19 protein-coding genes, 3 rRNA genes and 1 riboswitch are annotated in these 23,005 nt (G+C 26.7%); of the genes, 16 read left to right on the top strand and 6 right to left on the bottom strand.

The genetic code is table 4. The features are described from left to right. Positions 1–28: 28 nt before the first annotated feature. Positions 29–126, bottom strand: a riboswitch (purine riboswitch). 203 nt (positions 127–329) lie between these two features. Beyond that, positions 330–824: a hypothetical protein gene (locus tag AACK83_RS04815; RefSeq protein WP_338959637.1), complete on the bottom strand. Its 495-nt coding sequence runs from the start codon at positions 822–824 to the stop codon at positions 330–332. Positions 825–832: 8 nt separating this feature from the next. Further along, complete coding sequence (locus AACK83_RS04810) at positions 833–1,123, bottom strand: hypothetical protein (protein ID WP_338959635.1); 291 nt, start codon at positions 1,121–1,123, stop codon at positions 833–835. Positions 1,124–1,408: 285 nt separating this feature from the next. Here AACK83_RS04810 and AACK83_RS04805 point away from each other — a divergent pair, with 285 nt between their 5' ends. The 7 genes from AACK83_RS04805 to AACK83_RS04775 all read left to right on the top strand — a co-directional run bounded on the left by AACK83_RS04805 (position 1,409) and on the right by AACK83_RS04775 (position 6,187). Further along, the gene (locus AACK83_RS04805) at positions 1,409–2,059 is read left to right on the top strand and encodes a hypothetical protein (protein ID WP_338959633.1); all 651 of its coding nucleotides are present in this window, start codon (positions 1,409–1,411) and stop codon (positions 2,057–2,059) included. Positions 2,060–2,274: 215 nt separating this feature from the next. Beyond that, positions 2,275–2,988 carry a hypothetical protein gene (locus AACK83_RS04800; protein ID WP_338959632.1) on the top strand — a complete coding sequence of 238 codons (714 nt, stop codon included), beginning with the start codon at positions 2,275–2,277 and terminating at the stop codon, positions 2,986–2,988. Between the two features lie 150 nt (positions 2,989–3,138). Continuing rightward, positions 3,139–3,369 carry a hypothetical protein gene (locus AACK83_RS04795; RefSeq protein ID WP_338959629.1) on the top strand — a complete coding sequence of 77 codons (231 nt, stop codon included), beginning with the start codon at positions 3,139–3,141 and terminating at the stop codon, positions 3,367–3,369. Between the two features lie 152 nt (positions 3,370–3,521). After that, on the top strand, positions 3,522–4,244 hold the full coding sequence (locus AACK83_RS04790) for an RsmE family RNA methyltransferase (protein ID WP_338959626.1): 723 nt from the start codon (positions 3,522–3,524) through the stop codon (positions 4,242–4,244). 11 nt (positions 4,245–4,255) lie between these two features. Then, positions 4,256–5,239 (top strand): Gfo/Idh/MocA family oxidoreductase, encoded by a 984-nt coding sequence (locus AACK83_RS04785; protein ID WP_338959623.1) that lies wholly within the window; start codon positions 4,256–4,258, stop codon positions 5,237–5,239. After that, the gene (gene deoC, locus AACK83_RS04780) at positions 5,229–5,906 is read left to right on the top strand and encodes a deoxyribose-phosphate aldolase (RefSeq protein WP_338959620.1); all 678 of its coding nucleotides are present in this window, start codon (positions 5,229–5,231) and stop codon (positions 5,904–5,906) included. The genes AACK83_RS04785 and deoC overlap by 11 nt, the downstream gene beginning before the upstream one ends. A gap of 125 nt (positions 5,907–6,031) precedes the next feature. Further along, the gene (locus AACK83_RS04775; protein WP_338959618.1) at positions 6,032–6,187 is read left to right on the top strand and encodes a hypothetical protein; all 156 of its coding nucleotides are present in this window, start codon (positions 6,032–6,034) and stop codon (positions 6,185–6,187) included. A gap of 269 nt (positions 6,188–6,456) precedes the next feature. On the opposite strand, the gene AACK83_RS04770 is transcribed toward AACK83_RS04775, so the two are convergent. Then, the gene (locus AACK83_RS04770) at positions 6,457–6,897 is read right to left on the bottom strand and encodes a hypothetical protein (RefSeq protein ID WP_338959615.1); all 441 of its coding nucleotides are present in this window, start codon (positions 6,895–6,897) and stop codon (positions 6,457–6,459) included. A 345-nt stretch (positions 6,898–7,242) separates the two neighbouring features. Between AACK83_RS04770 and AACK83_RS04765 the strand changes: the two genes are divergently transcribed. The 7 genes from AACK83_RS04765 (at position 7,243) to AACK83_RS04735 (ending at position 16,604) form a co-directional block, all read left to right on the top strand. Further along, positions 7,243–7,389, top strand: coding sequence for a hypothetical protein (locus tag AACK83_RS04765; protein WP_338959612.1), 147 nt, complete (start codon positions 7,243–7,245; stop codon positions 7,387–7,389). Positions 7,390–7,568: 179 nt separating this feature from the next. Further along, complete coding sequence (gene rpmF / locus AACK83_RS04760; RefSeq protein WP_338959609.1) at positions 7,569–7,778, top strand: 50S ribosomal protein L32; 210 nt, start codon at positions 7,569–7,571, stop codon at positions 7,776–7,778. 172 nt (positions 7,779–7,950) lie between these two features. Next, positions 7,951–10,971, top strand: coding sequence for a DEAD/DEAH box helicase family protein (locus AACK83_RS04755; RefSeq protein ID WP_338959607.1), 3,021 nt, complete (start codon positions 7,951–7,953; stop codon positions 10,969–10,971). Between the two features lie 245 nt (positions 10,972–11,216). Beyond that, positions 11,217–12,741: ribosomal RNA gene (locus tag AACK83_RS04750) — 16S ribosomal RNA — on the top strand. A gap of 192 nt (positions 12,742–12,933) precedes the next feature. Next, positions 12,934–15,880 (top strand): 23S ribosomal RNA (locus tag AACK83_RS04745). Positions 15,881–15,962: 82 nt separating this feature from the next. Then, positions 15,963–16,069 (top strand): 5S ribosomal RNA (gene rrf / locus AACK83_RS04740). The 16S, 23S and 5S rRNA genes sit together here, the layout of an rRNA operon. Positions 16,070–16,367: 298 nt before the next feature. Next, entirely contained in the window at positions 16,368–16,604 is a 237-nt protein-coding gene (locus tag AACK83_RS04735) for a hypothetical protein (RefSeq protein ID WP_338959359.1), read from the top strand. Positions 16,605–16,888: 284 nt separating this feature from the next. Here the strand turns inward: AACK83_RS04735 and AACK83_RS04730 are convergent, their stop codons facing one another. Further along, positions 16,889–17,464 (bottom strand): hypothetical protein, encoded by a 576-nt coding sequence (locus tag AACK83_RS04730; protein WP_338959605.1) that lies wholly within the window; start codon positions 17,462–17,464, stop codon positions 16,889–16,891. 439 nt (positions 17,465–17,903) lie between these two features. On the opposite strand from AACK83_RS04730, the gene AACK83_RS04725 reads away from it, so the two are divergent. Continuing rightward, positions 17,904–19,529 carry a hypothetical protein gene (locus tag AACK83_RS04725; RefSeq protein ID WP_338959602.1) on the top strand — a complete coding sequence of 542 codons (1,626 nt, stop codon included), beginning with the start codon at positions 17,904–17,906 and terminating at the stop codon, positions 19,527–19,529. Between the two features lie 431 nt (positions 19,530–19,960). Here AACK83_RS04725 and AACK83_RS04720 read toward each other — a convergent pair whose 3' ends face one another. Then, the gene (locus tag AACK83_RS04720; RefSeq protein ID WP_252320357.1) at positions 19,961–20,764 is read right to left on the bottom strand and encodes a hypothetical protein; all 804 of its coding nucleotides are present in this window, start codon (positions 20,762–20,764) and stop codon (positions 19,961–19,963) included. 122 nt (positions 20,765–20,886) lie between these two features. Between AACK83_RS04720 and tsaB the strand changes: the two genes are divergently transcribed. Continuing rightward, positions 20,887–21,468 (top strand): tRNA (adenosine(37)-N6)-threonylcarbamoyltransferase complex dimerization subunit type 1 TsaB, encoded by a 582-nt coding sequence (gene tsaB, locus AACK83_RS04715; protein ID WP_252320355.1) that lies wholly within the window; start codon positions 20,887–20,889, stop codon positions 21,466–21,468. Between the two features lie 364 nt (positions 21,469–21,832). Here tsaB and AACK83_RS04710 read toward each other — a convergent pair whose 3' ends face one another. Continuing rightward, positions 21,833–22,972, bottom strand: a complete 1,140-nt coding sequence (locus AACK83_RS04710; RefSeq protein WP_338959599.1) for an Mbov_0401 family ICE element transposase-like protein — start codon at positions 22,970–22,972, stop codon at positions 21,833–21,835. Positions 22,973–23,005: the final 33 nt, after the last annotated feature.

The raw sequence follows: 23,005 nt of genomic DNA, 5'->3' as shown, positions 1-23,005 counted from the left end.
AAGTGCTTGATGTTGATTTATCATGACAAAAAATCATTAATAAACCCATAGTGTTTAATTTCTGGTTAAACGTAGAAACACTAGTCCATATTACTAGCATATAAGGGCAAAATTTATTTAATTATACTGATATTTTATACTATATAAGTATTTTAATGTCAAATTTTAAGTTAAGTTTAATTTTTGTTTTCTTTCAATAATTTTTATATCTGAAAATAATATTTCTTGATTTACTATGTTTGCTATTTTATTTTCAGTTTTATTTATTTTAAATGTTATTTCTAAAAAGTGTTTTATTCCTTTGTTTTTTATTATTTCTTTATTTTCTTTTAATAATTTTCAAAATTTTTTTCTTCTTTTTCTTTTGCTTTTTGATAAGCAATATTTAGTAGTGTTTGTTCTTCTATAGTTAAAATACTATTAAATCATTTTGGTCATAGATTTTCTAAAAAATGAGAAGATAATTCTTTATTATTACATTTAGTAATATTATTAACTGATTGATTTGTTTTAGGTATTATGGATGTGGTAATTAATGATTTTTGTTGTTTGTTATCTTTTTTAGTTTCACAAATGAAAAGTGATTTTTGATTTTCTAATCATGACTTTAAAGTATAGAGTTCATTTAAGTATTGTTGATAGTTTGTTTTATTTTCATTATCAAGGTAGTTATTAATTGTTTCTAATATAATATTAGTTTGTTGTAATAACGTATATTTTGTTTTAAATTTTGGAATATTAATATTTATTTTTGAAAGTTTAATTTTTATTTCTTTTAATTCATTAAAAGTTAATTTTTCAGATAAGTTAAAGATTTTTTTCATTTCTTTTGTTATTGGTTTATTAGGAAAAAAATTTGTTGGTATAAAATTTCTATTACTGTTAATGTAGTAAGAGTTATGCCAAAAATAACAAAAATTTTAGAATAGTATTCTAATCAAGTAATATAGTCAGTTAAAGTTGTTTTTAATTTTTTATATTCAAGTTCATTTATATTTTTTTCTGAACTATTATTTATTTTATCTAGTTCTTCAGTACTTTTTTTATGTAATATTCAAACTGTGATAATTGTAATTCAGTTTAATGCTAATATACATTTTGTTTTATTGCTAATTTTTTTCATATTTTTTACCCCCGTAAAAATAAAATACATTTTTTTAAATTTTTATTTTAAAAAAATGTAAACACTAATTTTTAAATAATATATTAAAGTATAACATTTATAATATTTAAAAATATATTTTTATTAAATTTAATTAAAACTTAAAATTTTATTTATTTTTTGAATTATGGAAATTTGTTGTAAAAAAGACAAAATTTGATAACATATAATTATTATTGAGTTTATATCACCCATTACTTTAAATTAAAGTAAATGGGTTTTTGTTTAAAAAAAGGAGAAAAAAGAATGGCTGATAAAACAAATTTGCAAACATTTCATCAAATCATTAAACAACAAAGAATAAATGATATTTTAAATAAGTCAGAAATTGCTATAAAAGCAAGACATGGGGGCTTAACAATAAGATTTGAAAAAAATAAAAAAAATATAAATAATACTGAATTTACTAGTTCTTTTAATTCAAGTCAAATATCACAAACTAAAATAATTGAAAATGGATCACAAAAGTATAGATATAATTCTGTAACAATTTTAGATCTTGATAAACAAATAGCAAAGAAAATAATAATTGAAGAAGCAAGAGCACACAGAATATTAAATTTACAAAAAGAAAATAATGATGAAACTTTAAAAATTGAATTTGAATTAAAAAAAGCAAAGGAAAATTTAGAAAAAATTAAAAATGCAATAGTTAGTGGTCAATTATTTGGTAAAAAAACGTTAAAGAAAAGAAAAAGAGAATTAGCCAAATATGAACATGAAATTAAAGAAAAAACAACTAGGTTAAGGAAATTAAAACAAAGAAAAGAACAATTAAATGAATATCAAAAGATAAATAGCAATATCCAAAATGAATTAAAAAATGATATTAAACAATTTTTAAATAATGATGAAAAGAACAAAACCAAAATATTAACAAAAAATAGAAAAAAATAAAAAAACTAAAAATTAAACTTAATAAAATTAACATTCTACAAAAAGAATTAAAATATGAAAATAAAATATTAAAATTAGAAAACGAAATTAAACAAGAAAAAATTGAAAATGGTAAAAAAGTTAAACAAATATATGAAGAAATTTTGACAATAAATAATAATTGTTATTATATAACAACTTTTATACATAATAATCAATCAATTTCAGAAAAAATAATGTTTTTTCACAACTTTGATAATGATAATATACAAATATTAACGCAAACAAAACAATATAAAAATTTAAGTCAATACAAAAATGATCTTTTATTAATAAATAATAATAATAATAATTTTGATAGAATACCAATCAAAGAGTTTATAAAAGAACAAACAGAATGTAAAGAAAAACCATCTATAGCGGAATTCACAATGTGGGGTGTTATTTCAGTACTTTCTGTTGGTGTTCCAATATTGATTTCTTGTTTACCCTTTGTAAGGAGGGAAATTGCAACAGAATTAAAAGACAAACTTATAGTTGGTTTAATTTCAATTACGCTTGGCTTATTTATTAAAACTGCTGCAACAACAGTTTCAACTGCAATAAAAAAAGTTGATTCATGAATTTATAATAAAATGTTTAAAAATCAAGAAAAAATTGAAAAAGATAAAAAAGAATTTAAAACAATAATTAGAGACTTGACAAGTGATAAAGTAGAAACTCAATTAGAAAGACAATTTAATATTTTAAAACAAGAATTAGATAATAGGAAAAAGCAAAAAATAAATAAACTATTAAGTAATAAAATAACGTGAGAAAATCCAGATAAAGCAAAACCAACAGTTACTAATCCTGTTGCTAAAAATTTTGATTTAAGTGTTATAGTTAATTCTTCTGATATACAACCCCCAATTAGTCCAGTAACAAAACAACGAAGTTATTCAATATAAAATATTGTTTTAAAAATAATTTTAATAGTTTTGTTAAAAAGAGTAAAATTATATATTTTTTATATTTACATTTATAAAAAATATATAATTTTACTGAGTATTTAAAGGGTAGAAAAAATATTCAAAAAATAATAAAGGAAGTAAAAAAATATGCCATGAGAACCATATGAAAAATGAAGTACAAAAGATAAAGATTCACTTGCAAAAAAATTAGATGAAGTAAATAATAGTTTTGGAAAAGAAAAAGAAAGAGAAAGACGAGGAAAAGTTGCTGCTACATTCGAAGAAAGTAATAAAAATAAGAACATAATAAATGATAAACCTTTAGTAAACATAGATAATAATGCTACTACTAAAGTTGCAAAATGTATTATTTTATAAATAATTAAAAACTACTTAATTAATTAAGTAGTTTTTAATTTAGTTTCATGATAAAAGAAAAAAGAAATTTTATATTTTAGAAATTAAAGATGATAGTTAAAACTTGTTAATTTGAGTTTTACCTTATGTTATAATCAAATTAGAGGTGGACTATGGAATGCTACTTTACTAACCATAAAACTAATAATATTTTAATATTAGATGAAGAAGATAGTAAACATCTAATTAAAGTATTACGTCATAAAATTAATGATGAAATAGTTATTATTCATCAAGAACAAAAATATTTAACAAAAATTATTGAAATTACATCAGTTATTAAATGCGAAATTATAAAAACAGTGCCAAATAGTAATTCAGAATTAAGATGTAAAATCACATTAGTAATATCGTTATTAAAAGAACAAAAATTTGATTTAGTCATTCAAAAAGCAGTACAATTGGGAGTTTATCAAATTGTGCCATTGCAGTTAAAACGATGTGTTAGTATTTTAACGAGAACAAAAGCAGAACAGAAAGTTTTACGTTGACAAAATATTGCAAAAGCTGCTGCCAAACAATCAAATCGCAATTTAATTCCGATTGTTACACCCGTTGTTTTTGATTTAAAACAATTAAAACGATATCGGTCTCATCTTAATTTGGTTGCATATGAAAATTCATCAGAAACTAGTTGGATTAGTCAAATAAATAATAAATTATCATCAATAACAATTATAGTTGGACCCGAAGGAGGAATCACTAAAGAAGAAATTGCAACTTTAACACAACTTAATTTTAGTAATATTAGTTTAGGAAAATTAATTTTACGTGCCGAAACTGCACCTTTATTTTTAATGTCAATCATTAATTATGAAACAAGTTTAAAAAGTTAAAGGAGTACAAGATGATTAGAATTGGTATTATTGGAACTGGAAAAATTGTTCAAAGATTTATAAAGCAAGCGTTAACTAATAAAAAAGTTAAAATAACTTGTATATATTCAAGAAGTTTAGATAAAGCAGAAACATGAGCAAAAAAATATAATATTGCCCATAGTACTGATGATTTAAATAAAATGATAGAACATATTGACGCTATTTATATTGCTTCACCAAATGGTTTGCATTACGAACAAAGTAAATTATTTTTAAATAATAATATTCATGTTTTAGTAGAAAAAACTATTACTTTTACAGTTGAAGAAGTTAAAGACCTAATTTCTTTAGCAAGAAGTAAAAAAATAATTTTATTAGAAGCTTATGTTACTGTTCATTTACCTATTTTTTCTAAATTAAAAAAATTAGTTCATGAAATAAATCCAGAAATAGTTAACCTTAATTTTAATCGTATTTCTTCAAGAATGCCATCAGTTGAAAAAGGAATATATGATTCTGTTTTTGATAAAGATTTTGGTAAAGGTGCAACTTATGATAGTTTAGTATATCCATTACAATTAGTATTGTATTTATTAGGTAAAGTAAAAACAGTTAAAGCGATGGCAATTAAATTACCTAATGGTGTTAATTTAAGTAATCATGTTATTTTGAAGCATGAAAATGGAACTATTACTACTATTACTTGTAGTAAAGGAGTAACCTCTTATGCACAAAGTGAATTTATAGGTCATAATAGTAGTCTTGTTTTATCACAAGTTCATCCATTAAGTGGAATTAAGGTTTATACTAAAAACGGAATAAAAGAAATCGCAGATAATACTAATGAAGAAAGTTTAATGACATATGAATTAAATGATTTTGTAAAAATGATTAAAAATAAAGATTATTTAAGTCGAGATTATTGATTAAATCATAGTTTAATGAATCTTGAAGTTATTGAAGCAATTATTAAAAGTGAAAATGAATTAGGAGTTGAAGTTTATGAAAAGTAATATTAATTTAAATGAATATATTGATCATACATTATTAAAACCAGAAGCAACATTATCAATGATTGATACATTATGTAAAGAAGCTAAAACTTATTATTTTAAAGCAGTTTGTATTAATCCATTTTATGTTAATCGTGCTGTTACTTTATTAAAAAATAGTAATGTTAAAGTATGTACAGTGGTTGGTTTTCCATTGGGTGCCAATACTAAACAAACTAAAGTAGCAGAAACAATTAATGCGATTAAAGATGGTACTCAAGAAATTGATGTTGTTATTAATATTGGTGCATTAAAGGATAATGATCAAAAACTTGTATTGCAAGATCTACAAGCAGTTCGTAATGCATGTCCACAAAATATTATTTTAAAAGTAATAATTGAGTGTAGTTTATTAACAACAGAACAAAAAATTATTGCTTGTCAGTTAGTAACTAAAGTAAAAGCAGATTTTATTAAAACTTCAACTGGTTTTGCTAATGGTGGTGCAACGGTTGCTGATATTAAATTAATGAAAGCAAATATTGGTCCTCATGTTGCAATTAAAGCTTCTGGTGGTATTAAAAATCAAGATGATGCAATGGCGATGATTAATGCTGGTGCTACTAGAATTGGTACTAGTAATGGTGTTGCTATTATTTCAGGACAAGAAACTAAGGGTGGTTATTAATTAATGTAAATCAACAATTATATACTAAATATAAAAGAAAGAACAAAATATCTAAAACAGAAAATGAGAAAACAATAATCATTAACTTCATTTATTTATTATCTTTAAATAATTAAAATCAATTTATGAAAACTAATAATTTTGATAAAAATTGATATTTAAGGATTGTTTTTAAAGAAGTTTTTTCTTTAATAGACAAAATTATTTTTGAAAAATGCTTATATTATTTTTTAAAAATGATTGATTTTGATAGGAAAATTATTGAAAATAATACTGTTTAAAAATATTTAACATTGAATTTACTAAGCAAAGATAATTAATCATCAATTACAAAAAGTCATCAGAAATAAAAAAGTCTTTCTTAATGATATGGCAGTTTTTCAAAATATTTTACTTAGTAATTAAAATATAACAAAAATTGAACAATTCATTTCAATTTTGAATAGGAATTGTTCAATTTATAATAAATTTAAAGATAGAATTAATCTGAATTAGTACTTTGCAAAACAAATATGTACAGGTTTCTAAAAAACCTCTTTCATTCTTTTATTTAGAGATCTTTGCTTTGATAGTGTACTGTAAAATCTCATTTATTTCAATCGCCATCTCTATTTGTTTTGACTACTAAACCTTGTGATCCATCTGTTGGTAATTTTGTTCAAAAATTTCTTATTTCTGGAAAGTTTTTATAAAGAATGTTAAAACCTGTTTCTATATCTGTAAGTCAAATATTTGATTTAGTATTATCAATTCGTGGAAACCTTCTTAGTTCTTCAAAAAGACGAGCTTCTGTAGAAACATTTGAAACATAAATATCTATCAAATTTTTAAATGTAAAATAATCAATTCAAATTTTTATATAATTTGCTTTCGTCATCCTATACTCTACTTCAAATGCTAAACAATTGGGAATCTCATCTTTTCATTTTGATGAATATTGCTTTTCATTTTGATTGAAAGTATTTTGTTCGTTTTTATTTTGTTGTGACATAATTGTTTTTACTCCTTGTTAATTTTTAATTTATAAAATTTAAAAAAATCATATACAATAAAAGTTACTAATGAAAGTTACAATTTTTTTATCTAAATTTATTTAAGTAACATTAATAAATATAGTATTAAAATTTTTTTAATCGAAAATAGTATAATTAAAGGTGATAATATTTAAAATATAAATAAGAATGATTTTATTTCTCCATTTTATGTTAAAGGAAAAATTATCAAAGTTGATAATACAACTGTTAGTCAAATTAAAAAATGTTAAAAAAGAAAAAGAGAATTAGCCAAATATGAAAATAAAATATTAAAAATAGAAAATATAAATAAAGATGTTATTTTGGAAATTTATGAAAGAATGTTTGAACAAGTAAAAGCTGAAATTAATTACTTACATAATGAACTAACTGAAGTTCAAAAAGAAATTGATATAAAAGACTGAAATATAGATAATTCTTTTCAATATAAATATGTAACACGATTATAAATAACTTATTTTAGGATTATAAAATAATTAAAATATTTTTTATTTTATAACAATAAATAAAATATTTGATTTATTAGTATTTTATTTCCAAAAATTTGAAAAACTTATCAAAAAAAATAGATTTTTCTGATAAATCAATATATAATTTATGAGATACGAAAGTAAGGAGGCAACAGACTATGGCAGTACCAGCAAGAAGAACGTCAAAAATGCGTAAAAATACACGTCGTGCCCATGATAGTTTATCTGCAACAACTACAACTAACTGTTTAAATTGTGGAGCAATTACTAAACCACATCATGCCTGTATGAAATGCAAGGCATACAAAGGTGTAAGTATTACTAATCCATTACAAGCAGAAAAAACATCATCAACAGAAAAAAAATAAAATATGAATATATCTTATCTTAGATTACCTTCCTCTTATTTATTTAAAATAATATTTTAAATATTAGAGGTTTTTTACTTTACAAAATTATTTTATAATAGTTAATAATTTATTAAAATATAGATTATAATTTATTAAAATAGACACTATTTATTATTAGGAAGTGTAGAGTATGAAAAATAAGGGCTATTATGATTTATTATTAAAGATTAGTGATGATATTACCAATAATTTCCAAACATCACATATTAATGATGAAAAAGAATTAATTAAAGACATTGATCATTATTTAGTTAAACAATTAAATAATATTTTAATTGAACAATTAAAAACGATTAAATCACCAGAAGCAAAAATTAATTTTTTAAATCAAATCATAAGTAATTTTACTACTAATAAATTTAGTAATAACATTTTATTACAAGTAAATGATAGTATAATTGATAATCCTTTAACTTCTAATATTAGATTAAGTGACAATTTTCTATTTACTAATGAAAACCAACAAGTATTAATTAATCATTTAAATCAGGAAATCAGAACTTGTGATGAAGTATACTTTATTTATCCTTTTATATCAAATTCAATTATTAATAAGTTACGTTCATCATTTACTTATGCTCTAAATCATAATATTACTATTAATTTTATTACTACTACTTTTGATGATATGGCTTTATTTGTTAATTTATATGCATTAGTTAAAATAATAAAAAAGTATCCTAATATTAAAGTTAAAGTTGAAAATAATTTAGAAAAACGTAGTGAAAGAATTCATATTAAAGCTGCCATCTTTAAACGAAATTCAGGTTTTTCTTCAGCAATAATTGGTTCATCAAATTTAACGCAAAAAGGTTTAACTAGTGGTCGTGAATGAAATATTAAAATTAATGAATTTGATAATAAGCAACTATATCAAAATATTTTAAATCAGTATTATAAATTATGAAATGATAATTTAGTTGATTTAAATAATGAACAACAACGATTACAATTACTATCGCGAATTGAATATAATCGATTGCTTGTAAATAAAAAAGATGAACAATGATTAGCAACTAATTATTTTCTTTATGATTTTCAAATTGCCTTAATTAATAAATTAAAGTTAAGAAGAAAACTTAAAAAAACAAAACATTTAATTGTCATGGCAACAGGTGTTGGTAAAACAGTAGTATCTGCTTTCGACTATTTAAATCAAATCAAAGAAAATAATAATCAAAAACCTTCAATTTTATTTTTAGCACATCAAAGAGAAATTATTGAACAAGCAATTATTACTTTTCGAAAAGTAATAAATGATAAAAAATTTGCAACTATTTTAAATAGTAAACAAAATAATTTTCAAGAACAATATTTATTTGCAACAGTACAAACTGTACATAGACATCTAAATAAGTTTAAACATCAACAATTTGATATTATTATTTTTGATGAAGCTCATCATTTGGCTGCCAAAACTTTTCAGACAATTTTTAATTATTTTCATCCTAAACAAATTATTGGTTTAACAGCAACACCAGAACGAGAAGATAATAAAAACATTATTAATTATTTTGATAATGAGTTTGCACATGAATTACGATTGTGAGATGCAATTAATGAAAAACTTTTATCACCATTTGATTATTATTGTATTGATGACATTACTGCTGATTTAACTGGTATTGATTTAAATAATGATCAGCAATTATTTAAAAAATTAAATACTGAAGCAAGAAATAAGTTATTATTAGATGTAATTAATGACTATATTGGATTTTATAGTAATCGGATTTGTTTAATTTTTTGTATTAACATTACTCATGCACAAATTGTTGCTAGATTTTTGCAAAATCAGGGCTTAAAAGCAGACTTTTTAACAAGTAAAAATCAAACTAATCGTAGTAAAATAATTAATGATTTTAAAAATAGAATTATTAATTATTTATGTGTAGTAAATATTTTTAATGAAGGAATTGATATTCCTGAAATTGATACTATTATTTTATTACGACCAACTAATTCAAAAACAGTATATTTGCAACAATTAGGAAGAGGATTGAGAAAAACAGAAACTAAACATTGTTTAGAGGTTTATGATTTAATTGCTAATATTGATAAAAAATATGACATAACGATTGGTATTAAAAATCTTTCAAATTCACATATTATCAATGTTAATAAACAATTACCTAATAGTTTTAATTTACCTTATGGATGTACTATTACTTTAGAACCAAGAAGTCAAAACGTCATTTTAACTAATTTAAAGCAATGATATCAATCGCGAAAAAAAATTTATTTGGTAATTCAATCATACTATCAACTTTATAATGATAATGCTATTTTTAAAATATTAATTGATTATGATTTGACAATTCAAGAATTTTATAATTTTTTAAATGATTTTTATTTACGAATAGCAAAAAAAATAAAAAATTATCAAACCCATGATAATGATACTAATCGTAATCAAAATATCTTAAAACAATTCTTATTTTTAAATGATTATCAAATAGTTAATTATTTTTATTTAAGATTAAGTCAAGAATTAGATACTAAATTAATTAATTATCATTATGACAATTTATTAATAGCATCATTATTATATGAGGTTACAAGTAATAAAGTATTTAATCGTATTTTTCCAAATTTTAATGAAATACCATGTTTAGTTACAAATTTCATTGAAAATAACAAATTAGTTGTTAATGAACTAAAAATTATTCTTAAATATAAACTAGATTATGAAACATTATTACTTAATGAACATTTTAATCAAGATTACCCTTTATTATCTTATCAATCAACATTTACTGTGCATCAGGCACTATGTGCAATTAATCGTGTTAATTTTAATAAAAAACTTGGACCTTTAAAAATTATTGCCTTTCAAGCGGGTCATTTGACATTTAATGAAAATAAATCAGTAATTTTTGCAGATATTGATGGAACAAATTATGGTAAATTAACTAGTTATAATAAATTAACAAAAGAATATTACTGATCAATACCAGAAAATAAAACGATTAATTCAAAATTAGTGAAAGATTTACAAAATAATAATATTGAAAAAATATTATTTTTAAATAATGATTGTAATAAAAAATTTAAAAATCTTGCTTTAAAGTTGTATGACTTTATTGGTATTGGTCAATATCAATTAACAATTAAAAGTGATTATATTACTATTAAATTTTTAGTAGAATAAATAATATTTTATTTTTTTAATTTTATAAAAAATTTTAATAATTTTAATTTTAAAAAAATAATGCTTTTTTATGATAATTAGGTTGACAATAATTATGGCATGTTGTACTATTGTTATTGTCCCAAAAATAAATGGGTTACAAACTAGAAAAAACGATCTTTGAAAACTAAATAGAACAAGAATTAATCCGTCAATTTTTTATTAAAAATTAAATAAGTCAGACATCATCTTTTAACAAAAACAATTTTATTGAGAGTTTGATCCTGGCTCAGGATTAACGCTGGCGGCATGCCTAATACATGCAAGTCGAACGAAAGTAGCAATACTTTAGTGGCGAACGGGTGAGTAACACGTATCTAACCTACCATTTAGTGGGGAATAACTGTTGGAAACGACAGCTAATACCGCATATGTTATTTATTTGCAATGATAAATAATAATGAAAGGAGCATTTGCTTCGCTAATTGATGGGGATGCGGCGCATTAACTAGTTGGTAAGGTAATGGCTTACCAAGGTAACGATGCGTAGCCGATCTGAGAGGATGAACGGCCACATTGGGACTGAGACACGGCCCAAACTTCTACGGAAGGCAGCAGTAGGGAATTTTTCACAATGGGCGAAAGCCTGATGGAGCAATGCCGCGTGACTGATGAAGGTCTTCGGATTGTAAAGGTCTGTTGTAAGGGAAGAAGTGCTAGAATAGGAAATGATTTTAGTATCGACCATACCTTACCAGAAAGCCACGGCTAACTATGTGCCAGCAGCCGCGGTAATACATAGGTGGCAAGCGTTATCCGGATTTATTGGGCGTAAAGCGTGCGTAGACGGTTTTGCAAGTCTGAGGTTAAATTTAGGGGCTCAACCCCTAACCGCCTTGGAAACTACATTACTAGAGTATAGGAGAGGTTAGTGGAATTTCATGTGTAGCGGTGGAATGCGTAGATATATGAAGGAACACCAGTGGCGAAGGCGGCTAACTGGCCTATTACTGACGTTGTGGCACGAAAGCGTGGGGAGCAAATAGGATTAGATACCCTAGTAGTCCACGCCGTAAACGATGAGTACTAAGTGTTGCCATGAGGCAGTGCTGTAGCTAACGCATTAAGTACTCCGCCTGAGTAGTATGCTCGCAAGAGTGAAACTCAAAGGAATTGACGGGGACCCGCACAAGCGGTGGAGCATGTGGTTTAATTCGAAGCAACGCGAAGAACCTTACCAGGTCTTGACATACCTTGCGAAGCTATAGAGATATAGTAGAGGTTAACAAGGATACAGGTGGTGCATGGTTGTCGTCAGTTCGTGTCGTGAGATGTTTGGTTAAGTTCAGCAACGAACGCAACCCTTGTCCTTAGTTGCCAGCATTAAGTTGGGGACTCTAAGGAGACTGCTAGTGTAAGTTAGAGGAAGGTGGGGACGACGTCAAATCATCATGCCCCTTATGACCTGGGCTACACACGTGCTACAATGGCTGATACAAAGAGTCGCTAAACCGCGAGGTCAAGCAAATCTCAAAAAGTCAGTCTCAGTCCGGATTGAAGTCTGCAACTCGACTTCATGAAGTCGGAATCGCTAGTAATCGCGAATCAGCAATGTCGCGGTGAATACGTTCTCGGGTCTTGTACACACCGCCCGTCAAACCACGAGAGTTGGCAATGCCAGAAGTCGGTGTCCTAACCGTAAGGAGGGAGCTGCCAAAGGCAGGGTTGATGATTGGGGTTAAGTCGTAACAAGGTATCCCTACCGGAAGGTGGGGATGGATCACCTCCTTTCTATGGAGTTTAGTTTCTAATAAGAAACCAAGACAACAAGAAAAAATAGATGGATGATTTATTGGATTACTTCTTTTGTTCTGTTTAGTTTTCAGGGATTGTTTTCTCTGAGCAATTGTTCTTTAAAAACTGGATAATAGACATCTTTTAAAAAAAATAAGATAATTTTTATCTTGCAATAGGATATTCTAAAAATAAATTATTAAGAGCGTATGGTGGATGCCTTGGAATTGGAAGACGATGAAGGACGCGATTACCTGCGATAAGCTTCGGGGAGCTGGAAATAAGCTTTGATCCGGAGATGTCCGAATGGGGAAACCCACTATCTTTAATCAGATAGTACTGTACAATGAATTCATAGTTGTGCAGAGTGATACCTAGAGAATTGAAACATCTTAGTACCTAGAGGAAAAGAAAGCGAATGCGATTCCCTTAGTAGCGGCGAGCGAAAAGGGAGCAGCCTAAACCAGTCGTCAGACTGGGGTTATAGGACTGTCTATTAGGTTCGACCTATGAAGAGTTACAAAATTTATATATAGCAGAAGTTGTTGGGAAGCAACGCCATAGATGGTGAAAGCCCAGTATGCGAAATGTATAAATCTCTTGACAGTATCCTGAGTACGGCGAGGCACGTGGAACCTTGTTGGAATTTGCGCAGACCACTGCGTAAGGCTAAATACTAACCAATTACCGATAGTGAACCAGTACCGTGAGGGAAAGGTGAAAAGTACCCCGAGAGGGGAGTGAAATAGTTTCTGAAACCATATGCTTACAACAAGTTGGAGCCCGTTAATGGGTGACGGCGTGCCTTTTGTAGAATGAGCCGGCGAGTTACGATTACATGCAAGGTTAAGTTGAAAAGACGGAGCCGAAGTGAAAGCGAGCCTGAATAGGGCGTTTAGTATGTGGTCGTAGACCCGAAACCAGGTGATCTAGCCATGAGCAGGTTGAAGTTAATGTAACAGTTAATGGAGGACCGAACCAACGTTCGTTGAAAAGACCGTGGATGACTTGTGGCTAGCGGTGAAATTCCAATCGAACCTGGAGATAGCTGGTTCTCCCCGATATAGTTTTAGGACTAGCGTCAGAATTAGTGCAATGGAGGTAAAGCTCTGAATGTATGATGGCCCCACCTCGGGGTACTGAATGCAATTAAACTGCGAATGCCATTGTTACATATCTGGCAGTCAGTCTATGGGTGATAAGGTCCATGGACGTGAGGGAAACAGCCCAGATCATCAGCTAAGGTCCCCAAATCAATGCTAAGTGGAAAACGATGTGGAATTGTTCAGACAGCTAGGAGGTTGGCTTAGAAGCAGCCATCCTTTAAAGAGTGCGTAACAGCTCACTAGTCGAATGATTCTGCGCGGAAAATGTACCGGGGCTAAGCATTGTACCGAAGCTATGGGTCTATATATATATATATGTTTACATATATTGTGGGCGGTAGGGGAGCGTTCTAATCTGCGACGAAGTTAGACCGGAAGGACTAGTGGAGTGTTTAGAAGTGAGAATGCCGGCGTGAGTAACGATTGAAGGTGAGAATCCTTCATGCCGATTGACCAAGGTTTCCTGGGCTAGGTTCGTCCACCCAGGGTTAGTCAGGACCTAAGGCGAGGCCGAAAGGCGTAGTCGATGGATAACAGGTTGATAATCCTGTACCACCATGGTGACTGATGGAATGACGGAGAAGGCTAAAATGTCCCAGTGATTGGTAGTGCTGGGCTAAGTACAAAGAGGGTTGTGTAGGCAAATCCGCACAGCGTTAACCTTGAAGTACGATGGGGAGTGAACGGTTCGCTTAGTAACGAAGCATTTGATGCCATACTTCCAAGAAAAGTTTCTAAAGACATCACCATGGTGCCTGTACCGAGAACGGACACACGTGGTCAAGGAGAATATCCTAAGGCAAGCGAGATAACTATAGCTAAGGAACTCTGCAAAATAACCCCGTAAGTTAGCGAGAAGGGGAGCTCATAGCAATATGAGTCGCAGTGAAGAGGTCCGGGCGACTGTTTAGCAAAAACACAGCTCTCTGCTAAGTCGTAAGACGATGTATAGGGGGTGACGCCTGCCCAGTGCTGGAAGGTTAAAGAGATTTGTTAGCGTAATAAGCGAAGCTTTGAATTGAAGCCCCAGTGAACGGCGGCCGTAACTATAACGGTCCTAAGGTAGCGAAATTCCTTGTCAGGTAAGTTCTGACCCGCACGAAAGGCGTAACGATCCGGACGCTGTCTCGGCTATAGACTCGGTGAAATCTTAGTACCTGTGAAGATGCAGGTTACCCGCGATTAGACGGAAAGACCCCGTGGAGCTTTACTACAACTTGATATTGAATTTTGGTGTAGTTTGTACAGCATAGGTGGGAGACGTTGATATGCAGACGCTAGTAGGCATGGAGTCACCATTGGGATACCACCCTTGCTATATTGAAATTCTAACTTGAGACCATAATCTGGTCTAAGGACAGTGTCTGGTGGGTAGTTTGACTGGGGCGGTCGCCTCCTAAAAAGTAACGGAGGCGCCCAAAGGTACCCTCAATATGAATGGAAATCATATGTAGAGCGCAAAGGTAAAAGGGTGCTTGACTGCGAGACATACAAGTCGAGCAGGAACGAAAGTTGGGCTTAGTGATCCGGCGGTGCTGTGTGGAAAGGCCGTCGCTCAACGGATAAAAGTTACCCCGGGGATAACAGGCTAATCTCTCCCAATAGTTCATATAGACGGGGAGGTTTGGCACCTCGATGTCGGCTCATCGCATCCTGGAGGTGTAGTCGCTTCCAAGGGTTGGGCTGTTCGCCCATTAAAGCGGTACGCGAGCTGGGTTCAGAACGTCGTGAGACAGTTTGGTCCCTATCTGTCGTGGGCGCAAGAAATTTGAGGAAAGCTGTTCCTAGTACGAGAGGACCGGAATGGACCTACCTCTGGTGCACCAGTTGTCACGCCAGTGGCACAGCTGGGTAGCTATGTAGGGCATGAATAAGCGCTGAAAGCATCTAAGCGCGAAGTCAGTTCCAAGATGAGATTTCTCATTCGAAAGAAGTAAGATCCCTTGAATACTACAAGGTTGATAGGTCAGGTGTGTAAGCATAGTGATATGTTCAGCTTACTGATACTAATAGATCGAGGATTTATTGAAGAATATATTCTCTATTGCAAATCAAAAGTAATCAAATTTAAAGATGTCTGTTTCTAGTTTTTAGGGAGCAATTGCTAAACTATTTGGTGTCCATGGCGGAGTGGTCACACCTGTTCCCATCTCGAACACAGCAGTTAAGCACTCCAGCGGCGAAAATACCAGCAATGGGAAAATAGCACGATGCCAAATTTTTTTTATGTTAAGATTGAGAATATTAAAATGTAAAAAAGATTTTAAGAAAAAAGGAGAAAAAATGGATAAGGTTGAAAAGAAATTAGATAAAAAATTATACATTGGAGCTAAAATTGGATTCATAACAAATATTATAAGTATTATTTAAAGTGTAATTATTACAATTATTTTAGCTACAGCAAGTAGTGTCATTTTTAACAGTTTTACAAAATATGATCACACTTCATTAACATCAGGAGTTAGTACAATATTTATTGTTGGATTGATTTTTGGACTTTTAATTGCAATAATTATCATGTGCAATAATGTTTTAAAAGGAAATGCTAATAGTGGTTTAGCTGTTGGAATTGTAACTTTAGTTTTAGCAGGTTTTTCTTTAATAGCTATGTTTTCATCACATTTTAATTTTATTAGTGGTATTAATATTATTTTTTTAGGACTTAATATTGCTTCAGGTGTATTATTAATTATTGGTAAATATCTTCCAGTTACTAATAAACCAGAAGAAGTAGTTTCTATGGTAAATGAATAATTAAAAATATTTAATAAATTATATAAATAAGGCTTTAGAAATTAAAAGCCTTATTTTATTTTTTTATAATTTAAAACCATAAGGATAAGTAATGATTGGAAAATTTGGTTTATCATCATCATGCTTTTTTTATATTGTATATTATTAATTCATAAATAAAGGTATTGTAAACCAATACTAATAATTAACAGAAAAATAATAGCAGTAACTAATACTCCTACACCATATTTTTGGTAGTTGAAAAAAAAGTAAGGATAACAAGTATTAATATTTTCTCCTTGTTTTTATGTAGTAATGGTAATGGTTCGTGGTGTACTACATGTTAAACAAGGAGAAAATAAGATAAATCACATATAAAGTTTATGATGATTTTTTAGTGAATAAAAATCACGTCCACATGATAAAGCAAAATTTAAAATCATAACAATTGGCATAATTAGATTTAGAATTATTGTTTTAAATCATAAATAAATATCAGTTCCATATTTACTTCTTTCTTGGCTATTACTAATGATACCTATTCAAAATACTAACATTGTAATTGTAATATAAATAGTAATGCTTAATAAAATATAAAAACTTGGTTTTGAATTTTCTTTAAATTTACTTTCAAATAAAAAAGCAAATAAATAAATGAGTACTAAATAATTAGTTTGAGTTGTAAAATAAAAATAATAAATTGCTAATCTTTCAGTTGGTTTATCAACATTAGGAACAATGAAAGCATTGGGATAATTAATAGTAATTATTAAATCAAAAATTAAGAATAAAGAAATAATAAGTAGACCAAATAAACGTCAAATAAATTTAATAAGATTTCTTTTTTTTAATCGGTATTCACTACTATTTTTTCAATTCATATTTTTTCTCCTATTTATATTAGAATTAAATTTAATTAAATTTTTGATAGGAAATTTAATTTTTTATTATGATTGAATATGCTACTTATTTAGTATATCAAGTTTTTCCTTATCACTATTAATATTTACTAACTGATTATTTAAAACACCTAATAAGTTAAAAAAATTAACTTATTAATTATTTAATCTTGATTTTTTGCTAATAAAGTTTATTATTAATGTTAAGGATATAATTTTTATCCTTATAATTTTAATGAATATATAAGTAATTATATAAGTATTAAAATTATATATGTTGATTTAACAAAAAGTTTAATAATTGATTATATATCCTTAGTTTTATTTTATTAAAACTAAGATTTTAAGTATTTAATTAAATATGCTTAATTTAATATTATAATTATAAACACAAATAATAGGTAAAAAAGGAGTAATCATAATGACAAATTTCTTATCTTTTAGTTTTAAAAAAACTAAAAGTTTTAAAACAATAAGTTTGGCTTTGGCATTATCTCTTACTAGTAGTTTAATGATAGTTACTAATCATCAATCTAATATTAGTACTGTTAATGAGAGTAACAAACTTTCTGGGTTTCATATTACTGTTAAGGAAAATAATAAAAATTTAATTAGTGAAGCTAATACTTGAAATTCAATTAATAATAATTATGAAGATTTTATTAGATTGCATAAAGAAGTAATAACAGAACAATTTAATGATTGATCAGACCTTATTAATAAGGTTAATAATAATCCAAATGATGATATTAGTAAAGATGTTAATAAGAAATTTAAGGAACAAATTGAAAACAAAGCTAATAATATCTTGCCAGATAATGGTATTAAATATTTTACTGATAAAGTTATTGGTCGTAGTGTTGCTAAACAAAGTTTTAATGATATTGTTAGTTTTGGCTATGTTTATGTTGGTTACCATGATAATAGTTTACCAGCGCAGATTAACAATGGTATTTTTGCAACGGTAAATCCTAGGGCAGATTTTAATAATTATTTTAGTATTCCTTATATGATTAAACCGAGCGATGATTTTTTAAATAGTCATAAAAGTGTTCAAGATCGGTTAGCAATTTTACCACTTAATAATGGTAATCCCAATGATACTAATCAACCAATGTTAGCTATTTTAGCAAAAAATAAAAATGATAAGAATGAACAATTATTAATAAATGATAAAAAGGATGAAGTTGTTGATAATGATTCAATTAGTTATGCAATATTAAATCATAAACCAGATGATCATTTAAAATCAACTAGTTTTAATGTTAGTGTTAAAGATAGTGGTTATAGTAAAACTATTAAGTTAACAAATAATAGTTCAAATATTCAATTTAGTACTATTAGTGATGAAAAAGTTAAAGAAAATCCTGTAATTGTACCTCAATATTTAGTTCAAAATAATTCACAAGATAATAAAAATACATTAATAGTTATGAATAAAGCCATTGAGAAAGCTAAAGTAAATATTAGTGATTCACAACAACATTGATTAAAATGAAAAGTTGATTCACAAACTTTACAAAAAGCAAAAAATGATTTGGGAACACCTATTAAAGATGGTGATAATTTAACTCTTAATCAAGGAAGTAATTTTCAAGTTTATTGTATAGGTTTAGATACATCTGACTTACAACGTCAAGCTGCTTCTGAACAATATATTACTGTTTATAGAAGCAATACAAAAATACCTAATTTTCCAAATTGTACTGATTTTTTTGAAAAAACTAATAATTTATTAGCGGGTTTTCAACAATATTTAACTAGTGCTACTAATAATAGTATTAAAATTGAAGATTTAAAAAATAATGCTGCTGGTGAGTTTTTATCATGATTTATTCAATATCAAGGTGATATTACTAAACAAAATTATGTTAATTATTTACAAAGTAATAATTCAGATCGTCCCTGAGATGTTAATATATCATTAACAACTAAGATGTTAGTTAATAATTGAAATATTATTATCATTTGTGGCTTCATTATTAGTTTTTTAACTATAATTCCAATAGTTGTTGTTATTATTCGTAAAAAGAAATATTTAAAATAAAGTTTATTATTTTTAAGTAGTACTTGTTAAAAAACAATATTTTATATAAAAATATAAAATGATAAGTGTAAAAAATGTTATTACTTGTTTTTTCTTTTTAGTGAGTTACAATAAAAATAGCATTTATAAATGTTTAGAAAATATTTAGGTAATGCCGGTTTTAATTTTATATTTGACTTTAAGTCCTTGTATACTATATATGCTATACAAGGAGTTTTTATATAATTTTAAAATAAAATATATTAAGAAAAAGGAGGCAAAAAATAACAAAATAATATTTAAAAAAAATAATACAATTTCAAATTTTTACTTTTCACAAATATATATTCCTCCCTACAATTATTTTTCAATATTTTTTAAATAATAAATAATTTATAAATAAAGTGTACTAGTTTATAAACTAGTACACTTTATTTATAAATTATTTTACATTAAAAATTTGTATCTCTTAAAGCCGCTATTGGTTTATTATTTTTTTTATAAAGGATATTATTATAAAGAGTAAAAAGTAACATCAAAATTATGTATAAGATTAAAATTGCAAAGATATAAATAAAGAAAGTAGTTAAACTTTTATGAAAATCTAAAAATGGATATGGAAATGAATAATCAATTTCTGTTGTTCCTTTTCTTAAAAAACCAACAAAATTTCCTTTAGCAAGTGCATAACCTAAATATACAAACATGTAAATAGAAATAATTGGTATTCAAAGATATGTTTGTTTTCCAAGTTTTCAGTAGTATTTACCAGCAGAAAACATAAAATATAAAATCACTATCACTGGTACTATTAAATGTAATAAAAATGTATTTATAAAATTTAATATGCTAATACTATTACTACTATCTAAATTATTTATCATTGGTTTAAATAATACAGCAAAAAATACGATAAGAGTTACGGTAATATAAACAGTAATTGCTAATGAAAAGCGCCCAAAAACAAATTGTGCGCGATTGTCATGAAAACGATTTGTTAATACAAAACAAAAGAAAAGAAAAACTAAAAAATTTGACTGAATAGTAAAGGTAGAAATCATTGTTCAAATACCAACTCATGGGCCATCTGGAGTTCATAAATTATGAGGATTAGGTGTTCCAACTGTTATTGGTTTATACTCAATTAAAACTATTGCAAATTGCATTATTAGACCTATAACAGCAATAATTAGTCCAGATCAAAGTAAAAAATCAGAAAATTTACTTTTAAATCCTATATTTTTTCCTATTCCCATATGGATCAACTCACAATTCTATATTTTTTCTATTTTAATTACATTATACATGATATTATAATAAGTATGTAAGATATTAGAAAATTATTAATAGCAACTAAATGAAATAATAAGGTGATGTTATGTATCAATTATATTTAGATACAACAAATAACAAATTAACAGTGGTGATTTTGCAAGCTAATAAAATTTTAGCAAGTTCATCATTTATTGCTTGACAAAAACAAACAGAATTGGCAATTCCAACTATTACTAATTTACTTGTAAAATGTAAAATAAAATTAAAAGATATTTCAAAAGTAGTTATTGCAAATGGTCCTGGCAGTTATACTGGAATTAGAGTAGCAATTACTTTTGTCAAAACACTTAAAGTTTTGAATAGTTTTTTAACGGTTTTTACTATTAATAGTTTATTATTACAGGCAGGATTAATAAAATCAATAAGTGTTTTGTCAGCATACAATAATAAAAGTTATTTGGCAGTATGTGATAATGGAAAAATAATTATTCAGCCGCAATTAGTAGATGAAAATGCTAAAATTGGTATTATTAGTGATTTACTAGATTATAAAATAATTGAAAATTTAGAAAAGTGTAATATTGTGGAAAATTTTCAAAAGTTGTCACCATATTTTATCGAAGTAAAAAACATGGAAGATTTGCAACCATATTATATTAATGATCCATTTTCATCACATAATTAAAAAATAATAATATTTAAATATTTTACATTAGTTTAAAAAGGAGCTTTTACATGCTTATCAATGATAATTTTTGATCTAGAGTATCAAAGGAAGAAAATAATTTCACAAAAAAAGAAAAAGTTCTTATTAACTATATTAATAAGGGGAGCATACCGATGTTGTCAATAATATTCAAATTTGTCTTTAAATTATAAGTTTAGACGAGAATAATTTAGACTTCAATATGCAATTGTAAGTTAATCTTAACACTTCAAAAATATTAGTCAACAATAATACTTACTTTTATAACTCAAAAATTCTTATTAAAGTTTTCTTTAATAAGTTTTATTTTATTTTTATTTATTTTTTAAATTTAAGTTTTAATTTATAATAACTGGATAATTGTATTTATTTGATAACATTTAAAATTAACCATTTTTGTATACATATCAATGTTATAAGTTCTATCACCAATCATATGCTTTAAAATTTGTTTAATATTAGTTTCAGTAAAGCAACCAATATTTTCAACTAATGCTTGGTTTAATACACCATCTTTTGCATTAATAAAATAACCAACTTTTAATTTTTTATATTGTAAAGTTAATAATTGTAAAAAATCAATTAATTCATAATATTGACCTTTGGCAAATAAATTTATTGCATTTTGATAGTGTAATTTAGCAATTTGATTTTTTCTTCTTCCTGCCATTATACCAAGAAATAAAACATGAAAAGCATGAAATTTATCTAAAATAAATTTAGCATTTAAAATTGTAGCAGTTTTTCTAATTCATTTTGCACTATCTCCACAAACTATTAAATTTGCTTGGTCAAAGTTTTCAAAAAATAAATTACCATATTTTTCTATTAATTTTGCGGTTTTTTCAGCACCAATTTCTGTTTTTGAAACTCTTATTTTACATACAGCTCTTTTATTAATTAATTTTCCATTTTTCTTTTTACCAGTACACATTACTATTAATCTCATCGAACATTTTTTACAATTTAACTTAAATTTTCGATGACCATCATCAATATTTACATATAAATTTTGATTTGGTTGTAATGGTATTTTGGGAATATTTGCTTTTGGTAATTCAAATTTTTGATATGTTCTACAAACTGTACTATTACTTATTAAATCTTCAATAAAAGTATCACAAACATCACGATACTTTTTACCATCAGCAAAATATTTTAAAATTTGTTTAATAACGTTAGGTGCAAGTTTACTATATTTTTTAACACCAAGATAATTATCTAATAATGATACGTACTCCATTTTTTGTGTTTTTGTGTTATAATGTGTACAAATACGTCGTTTATAAGTTAATAAACCTTTTTTTGCTTTTAATTTTCGTTGTCTAAATCTATATGATTTATATTCAGATTTATCACATATACTTCATAAATAATCATCTATTTTTGCAAATAATTCTTCTGTTTGTTTTAAACTTAATTCATCTTGATTAAAATCATGTTTGTCTCAATCAAAATGATTTGCGAATGGTAATATAAACATTTTTAATGTTCCTTTCTAATTTTTGTTTGTTAA

The organism is Spiroplasma endosymbiont of Tiphia femorata (assembly GCF_964020225.1).
Classification (GTDB): domain Bacteria; phylum Bacillota_I; class Bacilli_A; order Mycoplasmatales; family VBWQ01; genus Spiroplasma_E.
Note: the sequence above shows the minus strand (reverse complement) of the source record. Positions and strands in the feature narration are given on the sequence as shown.